This is a genomic window from Chitinophaga hostae (genome assembly GCF_018224885.1).
GTDB classification, from domain to species: domain Bacteria; phylum Bacteroidota; class Bacteroidia; order Chitinophagales; family Chitinophagaceae; genus Chitinophaga; species Chitinophaga hostae.
Map to the genome: position 1 here is coordinate 285,852 of NZ_JAGTXB010000001.1, position 18,932 is coordinate 304,783.

The window sequence follows — 18,932 nt, forward strand, 5'->3', positions numbered from 1 at the left end:
GATTTATGGCAAAAGTATTATTGATAGAAGATGAAGTACAGCTTGGGCAGATTGTGAAAGACAGCCTTGAAATGCGTGGCTTTGAAATGCTGTATGCTGCCGATGGCAGGGAGGGATTACGTTTGTATCAGCAGGAGCATCCGGATGTAGTGGTACTGGATATAATGATGCCCAATATGGACGGGTTTACCGTCACCGCAGAGATCCGTAAACAGGATAAATTTACGCCGATCATTTTCCTTACCGCCAAATCCCAGACGGCGGATGTGGTGAAGGGGTTTGAGCTCGGCGGCAACGACTACCTGAAGAAACCGTTTAGTATGGACGAGCTGATTGTCCGTATTACGGCCTTACTGAAACGCTTCAGCGACCATCCCGGTACCCGTGAAATGGAAGAAGGAGCGGTGTCTATCGGGCAATATATTTTTAATTACACCAAGCAAACCCTTGCCCGTAACAATACCATTGAGTTTCTTTCTCACCGCGAGGCCGCTATTTTACGCCGGTTGTACGATAACAAGAATGAAGTAATGGAGCGGAAAACAGTATTGCTGGATCTTTGGGGAGATGATAACTTTTTTAATGCCCGCAGTATGGACGTATTTATCACCAAACTTCGCCGGTACCTGAAAGATGATTCCAGGGTACAGATCGTAAACATCAGGGGGGTGGGTTATAAACTGATTTTTTAGCCGGTGCTGCCCATGGCTGCTGCTACCTCAAAAGTGATATATACACGTGTGCCCAGTACCGTATTTTCTGCTCCCGGCAGGTCTGTAATTTCTATGTTAAACTGGGTATGATACATGGCTCTGTAAAGTGAGGCCCTTTCCATGCATATTTCCATGCCCCTTGAATGATGGTTATTGCTTTTTAATCCATCGTGATGGTACTGTAGGGCTTGTACACGGCCTATGCCGTTGTCGGTCACCTCGCAGGCATAAAGCTGCGGGGAAAGCTGTGTCCACCCGATATGCAGCTGCCTGTCGGCAGTCTTATGCATCAATCCGTGCCAGATAGCATTTTCCACAAAAGGTTGTACCAGCATACAGGGAACCTGCAATGCGCGTGGCGAGATACGCGGATCTGTGGTGAGGGTATATTCGAACCCGTTATTGGTGCGGAGTTGCTCCAGTTTAAGGTATAGTTCCAGCATATCTGACTCTTCCTGAAGGGAAACGAAATTTTTATCGGACAGGGTTAATACCTTCCGTAGCAGCAGGGCAAACCCTGACACATATTGCTGGGCAAGGGCTGTTTCCCCGGTAAGCAGGGCCGTATAAATTCCGTTCAGGCAATTGAACTGGAAATGCGGATTGATCTGAGATTTAAGCGTACCCAGCTTCAGCTCGGAAAATTGTTTGCGCAACAGCAGGAGTTCTTTTTCCTGTAGATTACTATGGCGGGTCATCACCGCTTCATTGTTTTTAAGTACAAGGTAGCGGGATCTGTAATGGAGGAAAAGCAGGAAAAATGCGATAGACCCGGCTGTGGCGAATAACAGCGAAGTATTGTGTATCGTTACAGTCATACCCCCTCTGATTTGCTGATGAAAATATACGTCATTTTCCGGAAATATACACGGTGTTTCGCCACCACAGTTTATTACTCCTAATCGCTTATCTTTGTCGTTTATGGAACAGTTAGTACAGCAAATAGCAGCCTACAAAGAAGAAATAGCGGCTTTTACGCCTGCCGGCGCAGCGGATCTGGAACAGTACCGCATAAAATTCCTGGGTACAAAGGGTATCGTGAAAGCTCTTTTCGGGGAGATGAAGCAGGTACCGAATGACCGTAAGAAAGAATTTGGGCAGATATTAAACGAATTTAAACAACTCGCGGAATCCCGTTACGAGCAGTTCAGTGAGCTGAAGGATGCTGGCGGCGCGGCTACCGGCGATATCGACTATACGCTTCCTGCAGCGCCTCACCGGCTGGGTACCCGCCACCCCATCAGTCTGGTGCGGAATAAAATCATCAGCATATTTGAACGACTGGGCTTTGCTATCGCTGAGGGGCCTGAAATCGAAGACGACTGGCACAACTTTACTGCATTGAATTTGCCGGAAAACCACCCGGCCCGTGATATGCAGGATACCTTTTTCATCAGCAAAAATCCTGACTGGTTGCTGCGTACCCAAACCTCCTCCGCCCAGGTAAGGGTGATGGAAGAAGGTAAGCTGCCTATCCGTATCATCAGCCCGGGAAGGGTATACCGCAACGAAACTATTTCCGCCCGTGCACACTGCTTCTTCCACCAGGTAGAAGGGTTGTATATTGACGAAAACGTATCGTTTGCAGATCTGAAGCAAACACTGTATCATTTTGTGAAGGAGATGTTTGGCGAAAACACCGGGATCCGTTTCCGTCCCTCCTATTTCCCGTTTACAGAGCCCAGCGCTGAAATGGACATCGTTTGTTTCATTTGCGGGGGCACCGGTTGCCCGGTATGTAAACAAACCGGTTGGGTAGAAATTCTGGGTTGTGGAATGGTACATCCGAAAGTACTCGCCAACTGTGGTATTGACCCGGAAAAATATACCGGCTTCGCCTTTGGTATGGGAATAGAACGTATTACCATGCTGAAATACCAGATTAAAGATTTACGGCTGTTCTCTGAAAACGATACACGTTTCCTGGAGCAGTTTGAAGATGCGGTATAGCTGTATGGGGCTCAAAGCAAAAAGCAGAAAGCAAAAAGCTATTGCAGCGAATGATAATAGCGGAAGAGTATAGTTGGACGCTGTTATCATTCGCTGCAATAGCTTTTTACTTTCCGCTTTCCGCCTTTAGCTTATTAATTATCCTGAAAAATCCTCAAATAGTGATTCAATCTATCGCCGTATGCGGCGCAGGTACCATGGGTGCCGGAATAGCACAGATAGCGGCCTATAGCGGATTCAATACACTGTTGTTCGATATACGGCAGGATGGTTTGGATAGGGCGAAAGCACAAATTGAGAAGAGTCTGGCCGTAGCGGTGGAAAAAGGGAAGCTGACTGCTGAAGAAAAGGATCTTATCCTGCAGCGGATCCGTTTTACCGCTGAAATAGAAGACTGTATAGCCGACGTAGTGATCGAGGCTATTGTAGAGAAAATTGCCGCCAAAACAGCCTTGTTTAATCAACTGGCGGGCATCAATCCGTCCGAAACCATTTTTGCCACCAACACCTCCTCTTTGTCTGTTTCTGAAATAGCAGCAGCGGTAAGCAGCCGTTCTGACCGGGTGGTGGGTATGCATTTTTTTAACCCGGCGCACCTGATGAAACTGGTGGAAGTGGTAAGCGGAAAAGATACCGCGCCGGAAGTGGCAGAAGCAGTGTACGCGCTGGCGCAGAAAATGAACAAGGTACCGGTAAGGGTAAAAGATTCGCCAGGTTTTATTGTTAACAGGGTAGCGCGGCATTACTACCTCGAAGCAATGCAGATAGCGGAACAAGGCCAGGCCGACTTCAGCACCATAGACCAGCTGCTGGAAAGCGCTGGTTTCAAAATGGGACCTTTCGCTTTAATGGACCTCATCGGCAATGATGTAAACCTGGCGGTAACACAATCCTTATACGACGCATTTGGCCATGCTCCCCGTTTTAAACCTAACATACTCCAGGAACAAAGGGTAAAGGATGGTAAGCTGGGACGCAAAACAGGATTGGGTTTTTACCGGTACGAACAATAGTTTTAGTTATTTTTGCCCTATAGTTAAAGAATTTAGTCTTCATGATTTTAGTAACCGGTGGTACAGGTTTTTTGGGTAGTCATTTAATTCGCGCATTAGTTGCAGCGGGGAAACCCGTGAGGGCACTATACCGTCAACAGCCTTCTCCCCGGTTGCAGGACATTTCCGATAAAATAGAATGGGTTCCCGGCGACATCATGGATATCTTCAGCCTGGAAGATGCCCTGGTGGGTGTTACCCAGGTGTACCATTGTGCAGCCATTGTTTCTTTTCAGGCGGAAGACCGGAACCGGTTACTCAAGATCAATGTGGAAGGAACAGCTAATGTGGTGAACATGTCGCTCGATGCCGGCGTTAAGAAATTACTGTATGTAAGCTCGGTGGCTGCTATTGGAAGGGCGAGGGAAAATGCTGCGGTGAACGAGGAGTGTGAGTGGGAAGACAGCAAAAATAATTCCCGCTACAGCGTCAGTAAATTCCAGAGCGAAATGGAAGTTTGGCGGGGCATTGCAGAAGGACTGGATGCGGTGATTGTAAATCCGTCTATCATCCTGGGTGCTGGTTTCTGGGACGACGGGTCAGGCGCCCTGTTAAAAAATGCCTGGAAGGAATTCCCTTATTATACCCAGGGCGTAAATGGTTTTGTGGATGTGGAAGATGTGGTACTTGCCATGATACAACTGATGGACAGTGATATCAATGCTGAGCGGTTCATTCTGTCGGCCGACAACTGGGATTACCAGCGCCTTTTTACCACGATGGCAACAGCCCTGAGTAAGAAGCCGCCACATATTGCCGCGAAGCCCTGGATGGCCGAGGTAGTATGGCGCCTGGAAAAGGTGAAGGGAATGATAACGGGAAAACGTCCTTTGGTAACCAAAGAAACTGCCCGTACTGCCCAGATGAAAGTTTATTACGAAAACAGGAAGCTGTTGACAGCTTTGCCGCAATTTCAGTTCCGGCCGCTGGAACAGACTATACAACGGATTGCAGGCGCCTTCCTTGAGGAGCGTGGCGAAAAGCGTTAGGGACGTTATGCCATGGACGATATTACCCCCCTCATTGCTTTTTCTATAATAAAAAAGCGGCGATGGCTGCAGATAATGTCTTCGACATTTCGGGATCTGCTTCCCTGCTCACCCACACTTTGGGTTTATCGCCCGGTACCACAGCCGCTACCGGTTGTCCGCGATACTGGAATTCATAGCAAATATTTTCGTAGGAATTAACTTTACCGAAGCGGTTATGCGCGGTTATGCGTATATCTGTATCCGTAGACCTGAGTACGCCTACCGGTTTATTGTCGTTCAGCTCCAGGTAGTGGGGCGATTTAACGATCATTTCCCAGCGTTTAAGGGGCTCATTTTGCGTGCCGTTGATGAGCGTGTAGCGAAGATCCGTAGCACCTGCCAGGCTGCTTAAATAAGACGGTAAATTACGATTGGCAAAGGCAATGGCTGTTGTGTTCATGGTTTGAATCAACAGATGCTCATTATTGCCGTTCAGAAAGAAATTAAAGGCGTTTTTAGGGTCTTTGATGAAGGTGGTCTCCGCTACTCCGTTTTTGCGGGAAGAGGTGGAATAAGGGCCAAAAGAGACAGTTTTTGCGGTAAGCCAGCCATCTTTCACCTTTGCGGCCAGTTCCTGGTCGTTGGTATAAAGAGAAGCGGATGTCTGTGTCTTTTTTGGGGTGCTGCAACTCCATAGCAGCAGGGGGATTAAAGCGGCAAGTATTTGCTTCATGAAGCGGGTTTTTTGAACAGAGAGGCTTTTAAGAAAGCGGTTTGTTATGCTGCAGGCTACAGCAGCATAACAAACCGCTGTTGAAAATCTTATTTAAGATCTTTTACCTTTTCCCAGATTTCCGGAATACGTTTGATCCAGGTAATTTCTTTCTTGCGGTTCCGGGCTTCTTCCGAAGGTGTGCCGAAGTATACTTTACCCGCTTCCAGGTTGCCGGGTACTCCGCTTTGTGCGAGTACTACAGCTCCTTTACCGATGGTTAGATCTTTATTCACTCCTACCTGGCCCCAGAGGATTACATTGTCTTCAATGTGGGCTTTACCGGCAATACCTACCTGTGCGGCAATCAGTACATTTTTGCCAATAACGGTGCCGTGACCTACGTGGATCATGTTATCCAGTTTGGTGCCGCGACCAATGATGGTATCGCCGCTTACGCCTTTGTCGATGGTACAGCCGGCGCCGAGTTCCACATCGTCTTCTATGATCACCCTGCCGCAGCTGAGTAACTTATCATACATTACTTCCCGCTCTGCTCTTTTCTTAAAGTAGAAAGCGTCTGCACCAAGTACTGTACCTGCATGTATCACCACGTTGTTGCCGATGATGCAATGATCGTAGATGGTTACGTTAGGATGAATGACGCAATTGCTGCCAATACGCACATGGTTGCCAATGAATACGTTGGGCTGAATAACGGTGCCTTCTCCGATAACAGCGCTGTCGCTGATGGCTTTGGTTGCCGGCTCAAATGGTCTGAACCTTTTTACCAGTTTTACATAGGCACTAAACGGGTCGTCGAGTACTAAAAGCGCCTTTCCTTCCGGACAATCCACCTTTTTGTTAATGATGATAATTGTAGCTGCCGATTGCAGACTGGCGTTATAGTATTTCTCAAAGTCAACAAAGGAAATATCTCCCGGCGTTACCTTATGTATTTCATTGATGCCGGTGGCCATCAATTGACTGTTGCCAACCAGCTCTGCGCCTATATATGCTGCTATTTCAGTTACTGCAACAGGTGCTTCGAACTTCATATACTCTGAATTATTAAATAATGTTAAAGAGTAACAAAGGTAGTAAATCAACGATTGCAATAATCAAAATATGCCGGGTTGAAAACAACGATAAGAAAGTTTCAATCTGCTGTTATCCACAATTATTTTAGTAGTGTGAATAAAATTTTTTGTAAATTTTTTCTTTTGTGATGAAATTCTTTTTAATATTGTGTAGGGAATTTTGTTTCCCTGTACTTACTAACCCATTCACATAACAAGAAAGTCTGATTGTTTAAACGGTCAGACTTTTTTTATTGCCTTCGAAACCCGCATGAATAAAGCGTTACAGCTGATCGCTATTTTACATCACTAAAAACTCCTGCTACTGCCTCATTACTTTTTTACCTTTTTTCCGGCAGGAAGGAGAAACGGGTGCTCCCCTCATTTTTTGTGTTTTTAGGAAATTATACCCCTCAAAGAGGAAAAAAAACTGTGATTAGCGAGATTATTTTTGATTCACCTGATGGGCGAAGATATTCTTGAAAGATCACCATCTGTCTGCACGATTATCTTCGCCCATCAGGTGAATCAAAAATAATCACACGCATCATAGTTCAGATACTTTTGCTAAATAATTGTGAATGTGGCACTTGTCGCCATAGACGGGCATCAAATGCCATACATATATTGCGTATAAAAGGCTTTCCTTTGGTTGTCACCAACACTTTTTGAGGAAGTACCTGCACCAGTTCATCACGCTCCAGCTCCTGCAATCGCTGTAGTCCTTCTATCACTGCATCACATTGTGTGTCTGCCTTATGCCAGGTGGTTTCAAAGTGGCACATCAGGTCGTGAATATGTTTCCTCAGCAACAGGTCTTCTTCACTGAGGATATGTCCGCGCACCAACGGAAATTCTCCTTTGTTTACCAGCTCCTGGTATACACTGATCTGTTTCTCATTTTGCGCATAGGCATACCAGCTGTCGCCGATGGAAGAGGCGCCCAGGCCTACCAGCAACGAGGTATGTGAAACGGTATAACCCATAAAGTTCCGGTGTAACCTGCCCTGCAGAAAAGCAGTATGGAGGGCTTCTCCGGGCAATGCAAAATGATCCATTCCTATTTCAGTATAGCCATTGCTGTCGAACAGCAACTTGCCCAGTTCATACAGCTGTCTTTTCTCTTCATCGCCGGGGAGGTCTGCTTCGGTATAACGACGCTGACCGGTGCCTTTGATCCAGGGAACATGTGCATAACTGTAAAAAGAGATCCTGTCGGGACGTAATCTCACCACCTTGTCGATGGTGTTTTGCATGCTACCGGTTGTTTGCAGCGGTAAACCATAGATCAGGTCAAAGTTGATAGATGTAAAACCTGTTTTCCTGGCGTTCTCTACTACTGAGGCTACCATTTCAAATGGCTGGAGGCGGTTGATGATTTCCTGTACCCGCCTGTCGAAATCCTGTATTCCTAAACTGATCCTGCGGAAGCCGAGATTGTATAATGTTTGCAGGTGCTCCGGTGTGGTATTTCCCGGATGACCTTCAAAACTCAGGCTGGCATCAGGCAACAGTTCGGCCTGGCTGTATATCCCTTTCAGCAACGCAGTTAAGTTTTCGGCGCTGAAAAAAGTAGGAGTCCCTCCGCCGAGATGTAATTCACGGATCCGGGGTTTGCTGCCAAACGTATTTACATATAGCTCCCACTCTTTCAGCAGTGCATTGATGTAGGGGCCTTCCACCCCATGGTTAACGGTGATGTACTTATTACACCCGCAATAGGTACACATGCTTTCACAGAAAGGCAGATGGATGTAGATACTGATGCCTTCCCTGCTGTTGGATGCGGTGAAAGATTTTTTGAGCAATGTTTTCCAGCTGTCCGGGTTAAAGCCCGCTTCTTCCCAGTAAGGAACGGTAGGATAGCTGGTATACCGTGGAGCGGCAACGTTATATTTAGTGATAAGACTCATGATAGTTTATGGTTTATGACAACAATTTTCAACGACATGTTCACTGTGTGGAACCAACACAGGACTCACATAAGGAATCCCCAGGTTAAGGCCCCGGAGAATCAGTAATACCCCCATGATGCTTACAACAACAGGTATCATCCGGCGCATTTTGTTTCGCAGGGAGAGGTTGATCAGGTGACTGAACCAGGTAACGCCTGCCATGGCAGGAAGCGTACCGGCGCCAAAGGCCGCCATGAACAGCATGCCTTTTATTACATCGCCGGTGGCAACAGCGCCTGCTACACCCAGGTATACAAGTCCGCATGGCAGGAGTCCGTTCAGAAAGCCAATGGCATATAACGTACGGAAGCGCTGTTGTTGTAATAACCTGCCCAGCATGGATTTTATTTTTGTGGTAAATGCATTGGGGAGATGCCCGCCTTTTGTCCACCGGATGCCCAGGTACTTCAACATCATTACCAGTAGTAATAAGCTGCCGGTAATAATCGACAACCATTGTTGTAATCCGCCGAGGTAAAGTTGTTTACCCAGCCATCCAAAAATGAGTCCCAGTATCGCGTAAGCAGTAATGCGTCCTGCATTATACAGTAGTATGCCCGCCATCTTTTTACTGCCGCCCAGATGTTGTACAGGCAGCGTTAAGGCAATGGGGCCGCACATGCCAATGCAATGAAAGCTTCCTACGAAGCCCAGCATAAATGAAGCGATCATGATTCCTTGGTTTTGATGTCAGATAATCCCATTATTAATGGATATGGATGGGTTGTTCCTGGTAAAAGGGCTGATCATTTATAGTCCACTGCACCTTCATCCGGTATTGTCCTTTGATGAATAACTGCCTGTTTATCAGCTGATGACCGGATGGATCCGGCTGCAGCGATAAGTGGATATCCTTTCCTGCATCGGAAGGGCGGTAAAAGGTGAGTCTGCCGTTAATTGTTTTGCCCAGCAGTTCCCTTGGATAAGTGATCATGATGCCTTCTTCCGGTTGCGCCACCATGATGGGAGCAGAAAGTCCTGCTGCATTTTGTTTCCCATCAATTACCTGCTGATATTTTAATTCCTCGCCGTAATAGTCCTGCGTTACCATATCTATTTTGGTACGCATGCTTTTGGTGACGAGTGTAAGCATGCCGGCAGCAAACACAGCAAATACAATAATAATCTTGTGTCCCCAGTTCATGATAATCTTTTTAAAAGATGTATATAGCAAACCCCGTTTACTGCACCGGACCTAAAAAAGTGGTGCGTAAGCGGGAGATTCTTTTATTGTGTTCATACAGGCCAACATACAGTGCCGACTTGCGCTGGTGCACCATCGTTTTGGGGAGTACAATAAAGAAGGTACCTTCTCCCTGTCCTTCTGCCTTTACATGTATTACACCATTCCCGATCATAGATAATACTCCGGCTTCATTTTCCAGCTTCAGCTCGAGCGGAATATTTCTGCCGGTTTTATTGACCAGTTTTATCCGGTACAGGTTAGACACGCTATCGGTTCCCCGTTCCTGGTACAACATGCCTGCTGTACGCATAATAGTACCGCTTACCGGTTTGCGGCTGCCCAGCATAAAGCTGATGGCGGTGAGCAGCAGCGCCAGTAGGGAAGCGTAAACTTTGAGGCGGGGTGTAAAACGTAATTTTTGTTTTTGGGCAATGCCGTTTTCAGAAGCATAGCGTATGAGTCCTTTCGGGCGACCGGTTTGCTCCATCATGAAGTCGCAGGCATCGATACAGGCGGTGCAGTTTACGCATTCCAGCTGGGTGCCATTCCGTATATCTATTCCCGTGGGGCAAACCTTTACGCATTGCATACAGTCAATACAGTCGCCATGTGCCCGGGATTCGTCTTTACGGAACTTTCCACGGGGCTCTCCCCTTTCGTAATCATATGCTACCAGGATGGAGTTTTTATCCAGTAATACGCCCTGTAAGCGGCCATACGGACATACAATCGTACAGATCTGCTCCCGCATAAAAGCGAATACGCCATAGAATACCCCGGAAAATACCAGGATGGCAATAAATCCCCCGGTATGTTCGGATAATGGCGCAGTAATAATTTCTCCCAACGCTTTGGCGCCGATGATATATGCCAGGAATATATTGGCAATCAAAAAAGACAGGGCATAAAAAGCAAGGTGCTTTCCTGTTTTACGTACTATTTTATTGGTATTCCATGGCGCCTGCTGCAACATTTTCTGAGCGGCGGCATCGCCTTCTATCCAGTACTCCAGCCGGCGGAACAACATTTCCATAAAAATGGTTTGTGGACACATCCATCCGCAGAAGAGCCGTCCGAAAGCCATGGTGAAAACTACGATGAAAAGAATGAAGGCCAGCATGGCCAGACCGAAAATGAAGAAGTCCTGCGGCCAGAAGATGGCGCCAAATAATATAAACTTACCCTCCAATACATTCAGCATGAATAAAGGCCTGCCATTTATAGAAATAAACGGCAGGCTGAAAAAAACACTAAAATAAAAGAGGCTTACCCAACTGCGGATATTGTACCAGCGACCTTTTGGCTGCTTTGCAAAAATCCAGTTGCGCTTGCCCTGTTTGTCAACTGTGGCTATTGTATCTCTGAATGTGCTGTTGGTCATGATGTATTATTTAGGCGATACGGTTACTCCTTTTGTCCCTGTGCTTCTTTGGCGTTGGGTGGATTACTGCCGTGTATCGATTTAATGAAGCTGGCCAGCTGGGCCAGTTGTTTGGGAGAAAAATCTTCCTGCCAGGCTTTCATTCCTTTATCGGCAACGCCATATTTAATGGTTTTAAATACCTCGTCTACTTTGCCGCCGTGGAGCCAGTAGTCGTCTGTAAGATTGGGTCCTACCACACCCTGTCCCTGCGGCCCGTGACAGGGTGCGCAGTTGGAGATAAACATCTTTTGCCCGGCGGCGATATCGTTTGGATCTGTGAGCAGTGTCACGTTGTTTTCATCGATATTGCCGGCAGCCTTTTTCAGGTATTCCTGTTTGGCCACCGCTGCTTTTTGTTCAGCATCCGCCAGCTCTTCCAGCTGGCCGGGAGCAGAATGGGATATTTCTGTACGCCAGAAGTATACGATGCCGAAGCACACCGTGAAAACAAATCCCCATTTCCACCAGGGCGGCGTTGGATTGTTCAGCTCATGGATACCGTCAAAATCGTGGCCCATGTCTTCTTCCGCTTCTGCGGAAGCATCCACCGTTTTGGTATTGTTGATCTTTTCCAGCCATGACACACGCGGTTTACCAGGTACAGGTATTTTGGCCGGTTTGCGCTTGCGCTTAATACCTGCCAGGAACCGCAGTACAAACAACAGGCTGATGATAACGGCAATTTCCACTAGGATCACGGATATCAGCAGGTAAAAAGATGTTTGTGACAAGTGGGTATAGTAAGGCGAGTGAGTGTCGTCTATTGTTGTTGCAAAGGAGCGGCTGCCGGAAAGTGTCAGTGAAACAATTACTATGATGGCCGCGGCTTTGCCGGCATCTTTCTTCATCTTCTCTCTGAAAATATCCATGGCGCCAATTACAGCATTGCCAAGAATAATGATGGCCAGCAATAACCCTCCTGTTACAGCCAGTAGCAGCAGCGCCGCCGGATCGTATAGTTCCGAAGGTCCGTTCGCGCCACTATCCGCGAAGGCAGGGAGGCTGCATAGTAAGCTGCCGGTAAGTAGCCGTATAAACTGTTTATTCATCGTTTTTCTTTTACAGGGGATTAGTTTCATCATTGTCTAAAGGAATCCGGCTGATATGATCCATCAGTTTTTTATCCGCTTTAAAAGCCCATAGCGAAGCGCCGATAAAGAAGGTGAATAACAACAGCAGCGCTGCCATTGGATAAACACTGATGCCGGCGATGGATTCGAGGTAATTAATGAACTTCATGATGTGTTATTTAAAATGCTGCTTTACCAGTTTCCGGTGCTGGTTTAGGCGCCGATTTAATATCTTTTCCCATTCTTTGCAGATAAGCTATCAGGGCAATGATTTCCCGGTCAGGCTTAATGGGCAGTTTGTCTTTTTGGAGTGAAGCGGCAATATCCTGTGCCTGTTTTTCAAGATCGGCGTTAGCCTGTCTTTCATATCCCATCGCATAGGGCACTCCCAGCTTACGCATTACGTTGATCATTGCCGGCGTTTTACTTTTATCGACCCGTTCCTCAAATAACCAGGGGTAAGCAGGCATGATGGATCCCGGCGACATAGACGTAGGGTCCAGCATATGATTGAAGTGCCAGGAGTCAGGGTATTTGCCGCCTATACGCGCCAGGTCCGGGCCTGTACGTTTTGAGCCCCACTGGAAAGGATGATCGTATACAAATTCTCCGGCTTTGGAGTATTCTCCATAGCGCGCTACTTCATCGCGGAAAGGACGGATCATCTGGGAATGACAGGTATAGCAACCTTCCCTGAGATAGATATCGCGGCCATGTAATTCAAGCGGCGTATAAGGTTTTACACTACTGATAGTGGGAATATTACTCCGTATCAGGAAGGTCGGCATCATTTCGAGCAACCCACCGATAGCTACTACTACCAGGCTGAACACCACCAGCTGTATGGGTCTGCGCTCTATCCAGTTATGCCAGTGCGCTTTTCCGTGAGTGGCGATCACGGTTGGAAGTGGCGGGGCTTCTGCTGCTTCATTGGCAATAAATGAACCCTGGCGGATTGTTTTGGTGAGATTAACGATGGCCAGTATTAAACCGCTGATGTATAATAATCCTCCTACCGCACGCAGCGCATACATAGGCACTATGGTGGTAACTGTTTCCAGGAACTGGTATTTCAGTTGCCCTTCTTCGGTAAACTGTTTCCACATCATGCTCTGGGTGAAAGCGGCCCAGTAAAGCGGAATTACATAAAAGATAATACCCAGTGTACCAATCCAGAAATGCGTATTAGCCCATTTGCGGGAATATAGCTGCGTGTCGAACAGGCGTGGAATCAGCCAGTACAGGATACCAAAAGTGAGGAAGCCGTTCCAGCCCAGCGCGCCAATATGCACATGGGCAATGGTCCAGTCGGTATAATGACTGATGGCATTTACGTTTTTTAATGATAACATAGGGCCTTCAAAAGTGGCCATGCCATAACAGGTCAGCGCTACTACAAAAAATTTAAGGATAGCGTCTTCCCTTACCCGGTCCCACGCACCACGAAGGGTTAGCAGGCCGTTGAGCATACCTCCCCAGGAAGGAGCTATGAGCATAATACTAAAGGCTGTTCCCAGCGACTGTGCCCATTCCGGTAATGCTGTATACAGCAGGTGATGCGGACCGGCCCAGATGTAAATAAAGATCAGTGACCAGAAGTGGATAATAGACCAGCGATAGGAATAAACCGGTCTGTTCGCCGCTTTGGGAACAAAATAATACATCAGTCCGAGGTACGGGGTGGTAAGGAAAAATGCTACGGCGTTATGTCCGTACCACCACTGTACCAGTGCATCCTGCACGCCCGCATACCAGCTGTAACTTTTGAACAGGGATAAAGGGAATTCGAAAGAGTTAATAATGTGTAACATGGCAATGGCCACCCATGTACCGATGTAAAACCAGATGGCTACATATAAATGAGACTCGCGCCGGCGCAGGATAGTTCCCAGCATATTGGCGCCAAATACCACCCAGATAACCGTAATCGCAATATCAAAAGGCCATTCCAGCTCTGCATATTCTTTACCGGTGGTGTAGCCCATAAACAGGGTCAATGCACCGCCGGCGATAATGGCCTGCCAACCCCAGAAATGTATTTTACTCAGCAGGTCACTGAACATCCTGGCCTTACAGAGGCGTTGCAGCGAATAGTAAACACCCATGAAGATACCATTGCCCACAAAAGCGAAGATGACTGCATTGGTATGCACGGGCCTTAACCTGCCAAAAGTAATGGGTGCAAAACCATTGTTAAGACCGGGGAGCACCAGCTCCAGGGCTGCCCACAAACCGGCCAGCATGCCTATCAGCCCCCAGAATACACAAGCGTAAGCAAACCATTTTACCGTGCGGTTGTCGTAATAAAATTTTTCGAGTGACATAGTGGTATTTAAAGGTGTTGATAAATGCGTTTAATCTTTTACGTTATCGTGCTGTTCATCAAACAGGATGCGGTGTGCCGGGGAAAAATCGTCTTCAAACTGCCCGTTTTTCACGGACCAGATAAATGCCACCAGGAAGCCGATGGCTACCAGTAAACTTGCTCCGAGTAAAATGATGATCACCCCCATGCGGATAGTTATTTAATGAGAATAAATCTTGCTGTTTCCAATGCTTGTAAAGCGTGTATTTCATTAGCACCAAAAGAAAAAACGTCTCCCGTTTCCAGGATCGTTATTTCTTCGTTCAGCATAAACGCGATCCTTCCTTCCAGTATCAGTACCATCGCGTTTGCCGGTGATGTATGTGGCGGAATCTGTTGTCCCTGCTGCATGATAAGCAGCGTGGCATCAAAGCGTTTGGTTTTCAGGATAGACCAGCTCTTCACTCTTTCATTCCCTGTTACCTGCATTACGTTCATACCTTTCATTTGCTCTTTGTTGAGATGTAATACGATGCTGCATTTCAGGCATGCCTCACCCGCTGCGTGTAAACAGTTTTTTGCGACTGTTTACACGCTCATTTCATGCGGACTTAAATAGAGGTTTGCTTAGATGATGCTATGTATGTTTCGTGTGATAGCAAAGATAGCATCACTGTGCTGTGGCTACAATGACATTACTCAATCAGGAATATGATTTTTATCAGTCATTTGCTGTAATGCTTTGTAGTAAAGCTTTTTGCCCTGCCATTCGCTGCAGCCAAATGTGATTAGTATAATACTGATGGAACTTGCCGGCATCAGTATGGCGGCAACCAATGGCGATAAAATTCCCTGCACAGCGAAATATAAACCGGTAATATTATACAGCAGCGACAATGCAAAACTAACCAGGATGATGCGTTTGTTTGCTTTACACAATTGTATGAACCGAAACAACAGGTGCAGTTGTTGCGCAGCCATGATACCGTCACTGGCGGGTGTAAAATTGTTACTGTCTTCCGTCAGGGAAATGCCGATATCACTTTGTTTCAGTGCGCCTGCATCATTCAGCCCATCACCTATCATCATTACTTTTTTCCCTTGTTGTTGCAGGGAAATGATATAAGCGAGTTTATCGGCTGGTTGCTGATCAAATAGTAAGGTGGCATCACTGCCCATGAGTTTGCGGAGTTGTGTGGCGGTGTGGTTGTTATCGCCCGAAAGTACGGACAGCGGATAATGCGTTTGCAGCTGTTGCATCAATGGTCTTAACCCATTGCGGTAGGTATTCCGGATGGTAAAAAGGCCGCTCAGTTTTTCGTTGATCGATACATACACCACGCTTCCTGTTTGTTCATTTTTGCGATGGGCGCCAGTGAAGTCCGCGTTGCCTAACCGGATAAAAAGTCCGTCTACCCATCCGCATACGCCTTTGCCGGCGAAATGCTGGAAATCGTGAACGCCCTGCGGAGCCGGGCTGCCGCAGTATTGCACAATGGCCCTGCTGAGCGGATGTGTGGATTGGGCCGCCAGGGCCGCTATCAGCACTTCCTGCCGCGGTGTTAAAACGGTGCCATAATAAATAACGGAGCTGCCGGTTTTACCGGTGAGCGTACCTGTTTTATCAAACACAATATGTGTGGCGTCGGCCATGTTTTCAATAGCCTGGGCGTTGCGCAGGTATAGCTGATGCCTGCTGAGGATACGGAGTATATGTCCGTTGGTAAAGGAAGATGCCAGTAACAGGGCACATGGGCAGGCAATGATCAGGATAGCAGTAACGGCAGGCCATATGCGGGCAGGTTCGTGTAATGCCCAGTAACCCGCAGTGATAGCGGCAATGCCTAATACCCCCCATGTAAAATAGCGGCTTAACAAATGCACAAAAGATACCTTTTCAGGCGCCTTGTTTTTTAGCTCATCTCTATTCCACAAGCTGGTGAGGTAGCTTTGTGCTACTTCTTTCACGGTAAGGATTTCCAGGTTGCCGTCGAGCTGCCGTCCGCCGGCATAAATAATTTCGCCGGTGGCTTTGCTTACCGGTGCTGATTCGCCGGTAACAAAGCTATAGTCGATCAGCGCTTTGCCTCTAACAATGATGCCGTCTGCCGGGATCAGTTCATTATTATGAATGCGGATGGTATCGCCGGTTTTAATGTCGGGCAGTGCTGTGGGCACCTCTTTATCTTCTTTGATAACGCTTACGGCTATAGGGAAGTAGGCGGTATAGTCACGGTCAAATGAAAGCCCCTGGTAGGTTTTGTCTTGCAGTATTCTTCCTGTCAGCATAAAGAAAACGATGCCGGTCATGGAATCGAAATATCCTGCATGGCCCTGCATTACTTCTGCGAAACTGCGGATAAATGTAACAACAATGGCGAGCACAATAGGTACGTCTATATTCAGAAATCCATGTTTCAGCCCACTCCAGGCGGATTTATAAAAGGCCTGTGCGCTATAGAAAAGTACGGGCAATGCCAGTATGAGGTTCATGTAGCGGAACAGGCGGTTGAATGTTTCGTCGAGCGCGCCGGCGCCGGCAAAATAATCCGGGAAGCTAAGCAGCATGATGTTGCCAAAACAGAACCCGGCAACGCCCAGCTGGTAGATGAGTTTACGGTTGGCGCGTGGTTTTTTATATTGTAGGTCCTGCAGGCTGATATAAGGTTCATACCCAATGGCAGTCAATATTTCAGCTACTCTTCTTAAGTCGGTTTCATGATGTGAGAAGATGACCAACACCTCTTTCCTGCTAAAGTTAACGGTTACACGTTGTATGCCTTTTTCCAGCCGGTGCAGGTTTTCGAGCAGCCATAAGCAGGAGCTACAGTGAATTTGCGGAATATAGAAGTTCACATGCGTTTGTGCATCGTCTTTGTACCGGTGCAGCTGCTGTGCAATTTTTTCATCTTCAAGAAAAGCGAACTTGTCGCTCCGCACGGTGATCCGCTGGTTAATGCCAGGTTGGGTGTTAAGGTGATAATACTCACAGAGGTCATATTGATGGAGTATTTCGTATACCATTTTGCAGCCCTGGCAACAAAATATTTTATCCTGCAGGACAATGTCATTGTCAGTACAGTCTTCCCCGCAATGGTAGCAGGCAGTATGGGTGTTGGCGTGCGAAGAAACGGGCATTAGTCAATAATTACGTTATCAATATCATCTTGGGAGATGATGGCCGTGTGACCGGGTATGACAGCTGGGTAAAGAATATTCTGCGCTACATATATCCATTGCTGCAGCAGCTGTTCTGTTATAAACAGATCGCCGGTGCACAGTTTGTATTCGGCGCTCCATTGTTCCTGTAGCTGGTAGTTACCGGATACCTGCCGGACTTTCTGGAGCAGCAGTTGTATTTTCTGAAACGATTGCTGTACGCTGTCGTAAGCTGCCGGCTTCAGAGCTTTATTGCGCGCGGAGGTATTCCTGATAACGGGAAACAGCAGGTTGGATTCTCTGCGGATCAGTTGTATGGTTTCCGTTTGCATTCTCCCGAACAGGAGGTGTTGGAGATCGGCCACAGCCGGGGCGCTGCGGTCTTCCTGCAGGTCCAGGTTAAAATAGGACATTACCTGTTCCATTGTATGTTGGATTGGGAGATGGAATTTGTTGGAAATAACGTTACAGAGGTTCCCGGGTGTTAATTCATGAAAATTAATGATGGAATACGCGAACATGAACCGATTGTTTGATACAGGGCAAAAGTACCGGTAGTGTTGCCGGGGGGCAATGACATGTATCAAGGCAGAATATGATTATTATCAGGATTTAGTCCTGCAGGTTGGCGGTCCGGATAATTTCGGTGAGGTCGAGGAGGCGGATCTTTTTGCCTTCGAGTTCAATCATGCCGTCTTTCTTGAATTCGGAAAGCAGGCGTATAGCAGATTCGGTGGCGGTGCCTACGAGGTTGGCAATTTCTTCCCGGGAGAGGCGTACGCTGAGGGTATGACCATCTTCTTCGAGGCCATAGGTTTCTTTGATAAAGAGTAATGTTTCCGCGAGCCGTTCTCTTACCGGCTTTTGGGCCAGGTGGGTAATTTTGAGTTCGGCTTTACGAAGTTCGCTTGACAAGATGCGCATCATTTCAAAAGAAAGCGCTGCATCTTTTTGCAGAATGCTGAGAAACAGGTCTTTAGGTATAAAGCAAATCGAAGAATCTTCCAGTGCGGTAGCGGTGGCGGTATACCGTTCATTGCTCAGGAGGGCTTTATAGCCCATGATATCGCCGGCTTTAACGAGGCGAATGATTTGTTCGCGGCCATCGTCGCCGCTATGGGAAAGCTTTATTTTACCATCGTTGATGCAGTATACACCGAATGGGTAGGCGCCTTCATGGAAAATCACCTGTCCTTTTTTATATACGGAGCACACTTTTGCATCTGAAATCTGTTCAAGATTGCATTGTTCCGCCTTGCAGAATATTGAAGAGAAGCGATCCTTACAGTGTTGGCACGAAGGATTGTGGAACGATGTAGCCATAATCAATTTGCAAAAGTACTAATTTACGGCTCCT

19 protein-coding genes are annotated in these 18,932 nt (G+C 47.1%); 4 read left to right on the forward strand and 15 right to left on the reverse strand.

What is annotated here, in order from left to right; all coding sequences use genetic code 11:
- The first annotated feature begins 5 nt into the window (after positions 1-5).
- Positions 6-692: a response regulator transcription factor gene (locus KE626_RS01205; RefSeq protein ID WP_211971035.1), complete on the forward strand. Its 687-nt coding sequence runs from the start codon at positions 6-8 to the stop codon at positions 690-692.
- On the opposite strand, the gene KE626_RS01210 is transcribed toward KE626_RS01205, so the two are convergent.
- Positions 689-1,531 (reverse strand): sensor histidine kinase, encoded by an 843-nt coding sequence (locus KE626_RS01210; protein ID WP_211971036.1) that lies wholly within the window; start codon positions 1,529-1,531, stop codon positions 689-691. The genes KE626_RS01205 and KE626_RS01210 overlap by 4 nt on opposite strands.
- Before the next feature lie 103 nt (positions 1,532-1,634).
- On the opposite strand from KE626_RS01210, the gene KE626_RS01215 reads away from it, so the two are divergent.
- The 3 genes from KE626_RS01215 to KE626_RS01225 all read left to right on the forward strand — a co-directional run bounded on the left by KE626_RS01215 (position 1,635) and on the right by KE626_RS01225 (position 4,704).
- The gene (locus tag KE626_RS01215; RefSeq protein WP_211971038.1) at positions 1,635-2,663 is read left to right on the forward strand and encodes a phenylalanine--tRNA ligase subunit alpha; all 1,029 of its coding nucleotides are present in this window, start codon (positions 1,635-1,637) and stop codon (positions 2,661-2,663) included.
- A 161-nt stretch (positions 2,664-2,824) separates the two neighbouring features.
- Positions 2,825-3,676 carry a 3-hydroxyacyl-CoA dehydrogenase family protein gene (locus KE626_RS01220; protein WP_346344324.1) on the forward strand — a complete coding sequence of 284 codons (852 nt, stop codon included), beginning with the start codon at positions 2,825-2,827 and terminating at the stop codon, positions 3,674-3,676.
- A gap of 41 nt (positions 3,677-3,717) precedes the next feature.
- Positions 3,718-4,704 carry an NAD-dependent epimerase/dehydratase family protein gene (locus KE626_RS01225; protein WP_211971042.1) on the forward strand — a complete coding sequence of 329 codons (987 nt, stop codon included), beginning with the start codon at positions 3,718-3,720 and terminating at the stop codon, positions 4,702-4,704.
- A gap of 43 nt (positions 4,705-4,747) precedes the next feature.
- Here KE626_RS01225 and KE626_RS01230 read toward each other — a convergent pair whose 3' ends face one another.
- The 14 genes from KE626_RS01230 to KE626_RS01295 form a co-directional block, all read right to left on the reverse strand.
- Positions 4,748-5,419: a hypothetical protein gene (locus KE626_RS01230; RefSeq protein ID WP_211971044.1), complete on the reverse strand. Its 672-nt coding sequence runs from the start codon at positions 5,417-5,419 to the stop codon at positions 4,748-4,750.
- Between the two features lie 89 nt (positions 5,420-5,508).
- Positions 5,509-6,456 carry a UDP-3-O-(3-hydroxymyristoyl)glucosamine N-acyltransferase gene (locus tag KE626_RS01235; protein ID WP_211971046.1) on the reverse strand — a complete coding sequence of 316 codons (948 nt, stop codon included), beginning with the start codon at positions 6,454-6,456 and terminating at the stop codon, positions 5,509-5,511.
- Positions 6,457-7,031: 575 nt separating this feature from the next.
- A complete protein-coding gene (hemN, locus tag KE626_RS01240; protein WP_211971048.1) occupies positions 7,032-8,390 on the reverse strand; it encodes an oxygen-independent coproporphyrinogen III oxidase in 1,359 nt (452 codons plus the stop codon).
- 6 nt (positions 8,391-8,396) lie between these two features.
- Positions 8,397-9,104, reverse strand: a complete 708-nt coding sequence (locus KE626_RS01245; protein ID WP_211971050.1) for a sulfite exporter TauE/SafE family protein — start codon at positions 9,102-9,104, stop codon at positions 8,397-8,399.
- Between the two features lie 34 nt (positions 9,105-9,138).
- Positions 9,139-9,576 (reverse strand): FixH family protein, encoded by a 438-nt coding sequence (locus tag KE626_RS01250; RefSeq protein WP_211971052.1) that lies wholly within the window; start codon positions 9,574-9,576, stop codon positions 9,139-9,141.
- Between the two features lie 37 nt (positions 9,577-9,613).
- On the reverse strand, positions 9,614-10,999 hold the full coding sequence (gene ccoG / locus KE626_RS01255) for a cytochrome c oxidase accessory protein CcoG (protein ID WP_211971055.1): 1,386 nt from the start codon (positions 10,997-10,999) through the stop codon (positions 9,614-9,616).
- 23 nt (positions 11,000-11,022) lie between these two features.
- Positions 11,023-12,090, reverse strand: coding sequence for a cbb3-type cytochrome c oxidase N-terminal domain-containing protein (locus KE626_RS01260; protein WP_211971057.1), 1,068 nt, complete (start codon positions 12,088-12,090; stop codon positions 11,023-11,025).
- Between the two features lie 10 nt (positions 12,091-12,100).
- Positions 12,101-12,280: a CcoQ/FixQ family Cbb3-type cytochrome c oxidase assembly chaperone gene (locus KE626_RS01265; RefSeq protein WP_211971058.1), complete on the reverse strand. Its 180-nt coding sequence runs from the start codon at positions 12,278-12,280 to the stop codon at positions 12,101-12,103.
- 10 nt (positions 12,281-12,290) lie between these two features.
- Positions 12,291-14,435: a cytochrome-c oxidase, cbb3-type subunit I gene (ccoN, locus tag KE626_RS01270; RefSeq protein ID WP_211971059.1), complete on the reverse strand. Its 2,145-nt coding sequence runs from the start codon at positions 14,433-14,435 to the stop codon at positions 12,291-12,293.
- Positions 14,436-14,465: 30 nt separating this feature from the next.
- Positions 14,466-14,624: a cbb3-type cytochrome oxidase assembly protein CcoS gene (gene ccoS / locus KE626_RS01275; RefSeq protein ID WP_211971060.1), complete on the reverse strand. Its 159-nt coding sequence runs from the start codon at positions 14,622-14,624 to the stop codon at positions 14,466-14,468.
- Positions 14,625-14,632: 8 nt separating this feature from the next.
- On the reverse strand, positions 14,633-14,923 hold the full coding sequence (locus KE626_RS01280; RefSeq protein WP_211971061.1) for a cupin domain-containing protein: 291 nt from the start codon (positions 14,921-14,923) through the stop codon (positions 14,633-14,635).
- 192 nt (positions 14,924-15,115) lie between these two features.
- Positions 15,116-17,554, reverse strand: a complete 2,439-nt coding sequence (locus KE626_RS01285) for a heavy metal translocating P-type ATPase (RefSeq protein WP_211971062.1) — start codon at positions 17,552-17,554, stop codon at positions 15,116-15,118.
- Entirely contained in the window at positions 17,554-18,000 is a 447-nt protein-coding gene (locus KE626_RS01290) for a hypothetical protein (protein WP_211971063.1), read from the reverse strand. Before KE626_RS01290 ends, KE626_RS01285 begins: the two co-directional genes overlap by 1 nt.
- A 187-nt stretch (positions 18,001-18,187) precedes the next feature.
- The gene (locus KE626_RS01295) at positions 18,188-18,898 is read right to left on the reverse strand and encodes a Crp/Fnr family transcriptional regulator (protein WP_211971065.1); all 711 of its coding nucleotides are present in this window, start codon (positions 18,896-18,898) and stop codon (positions 18,188-18,190) included.
- Between the last annotated feature and the right edge of the window lie 34 nt (positions 18,899-18,932).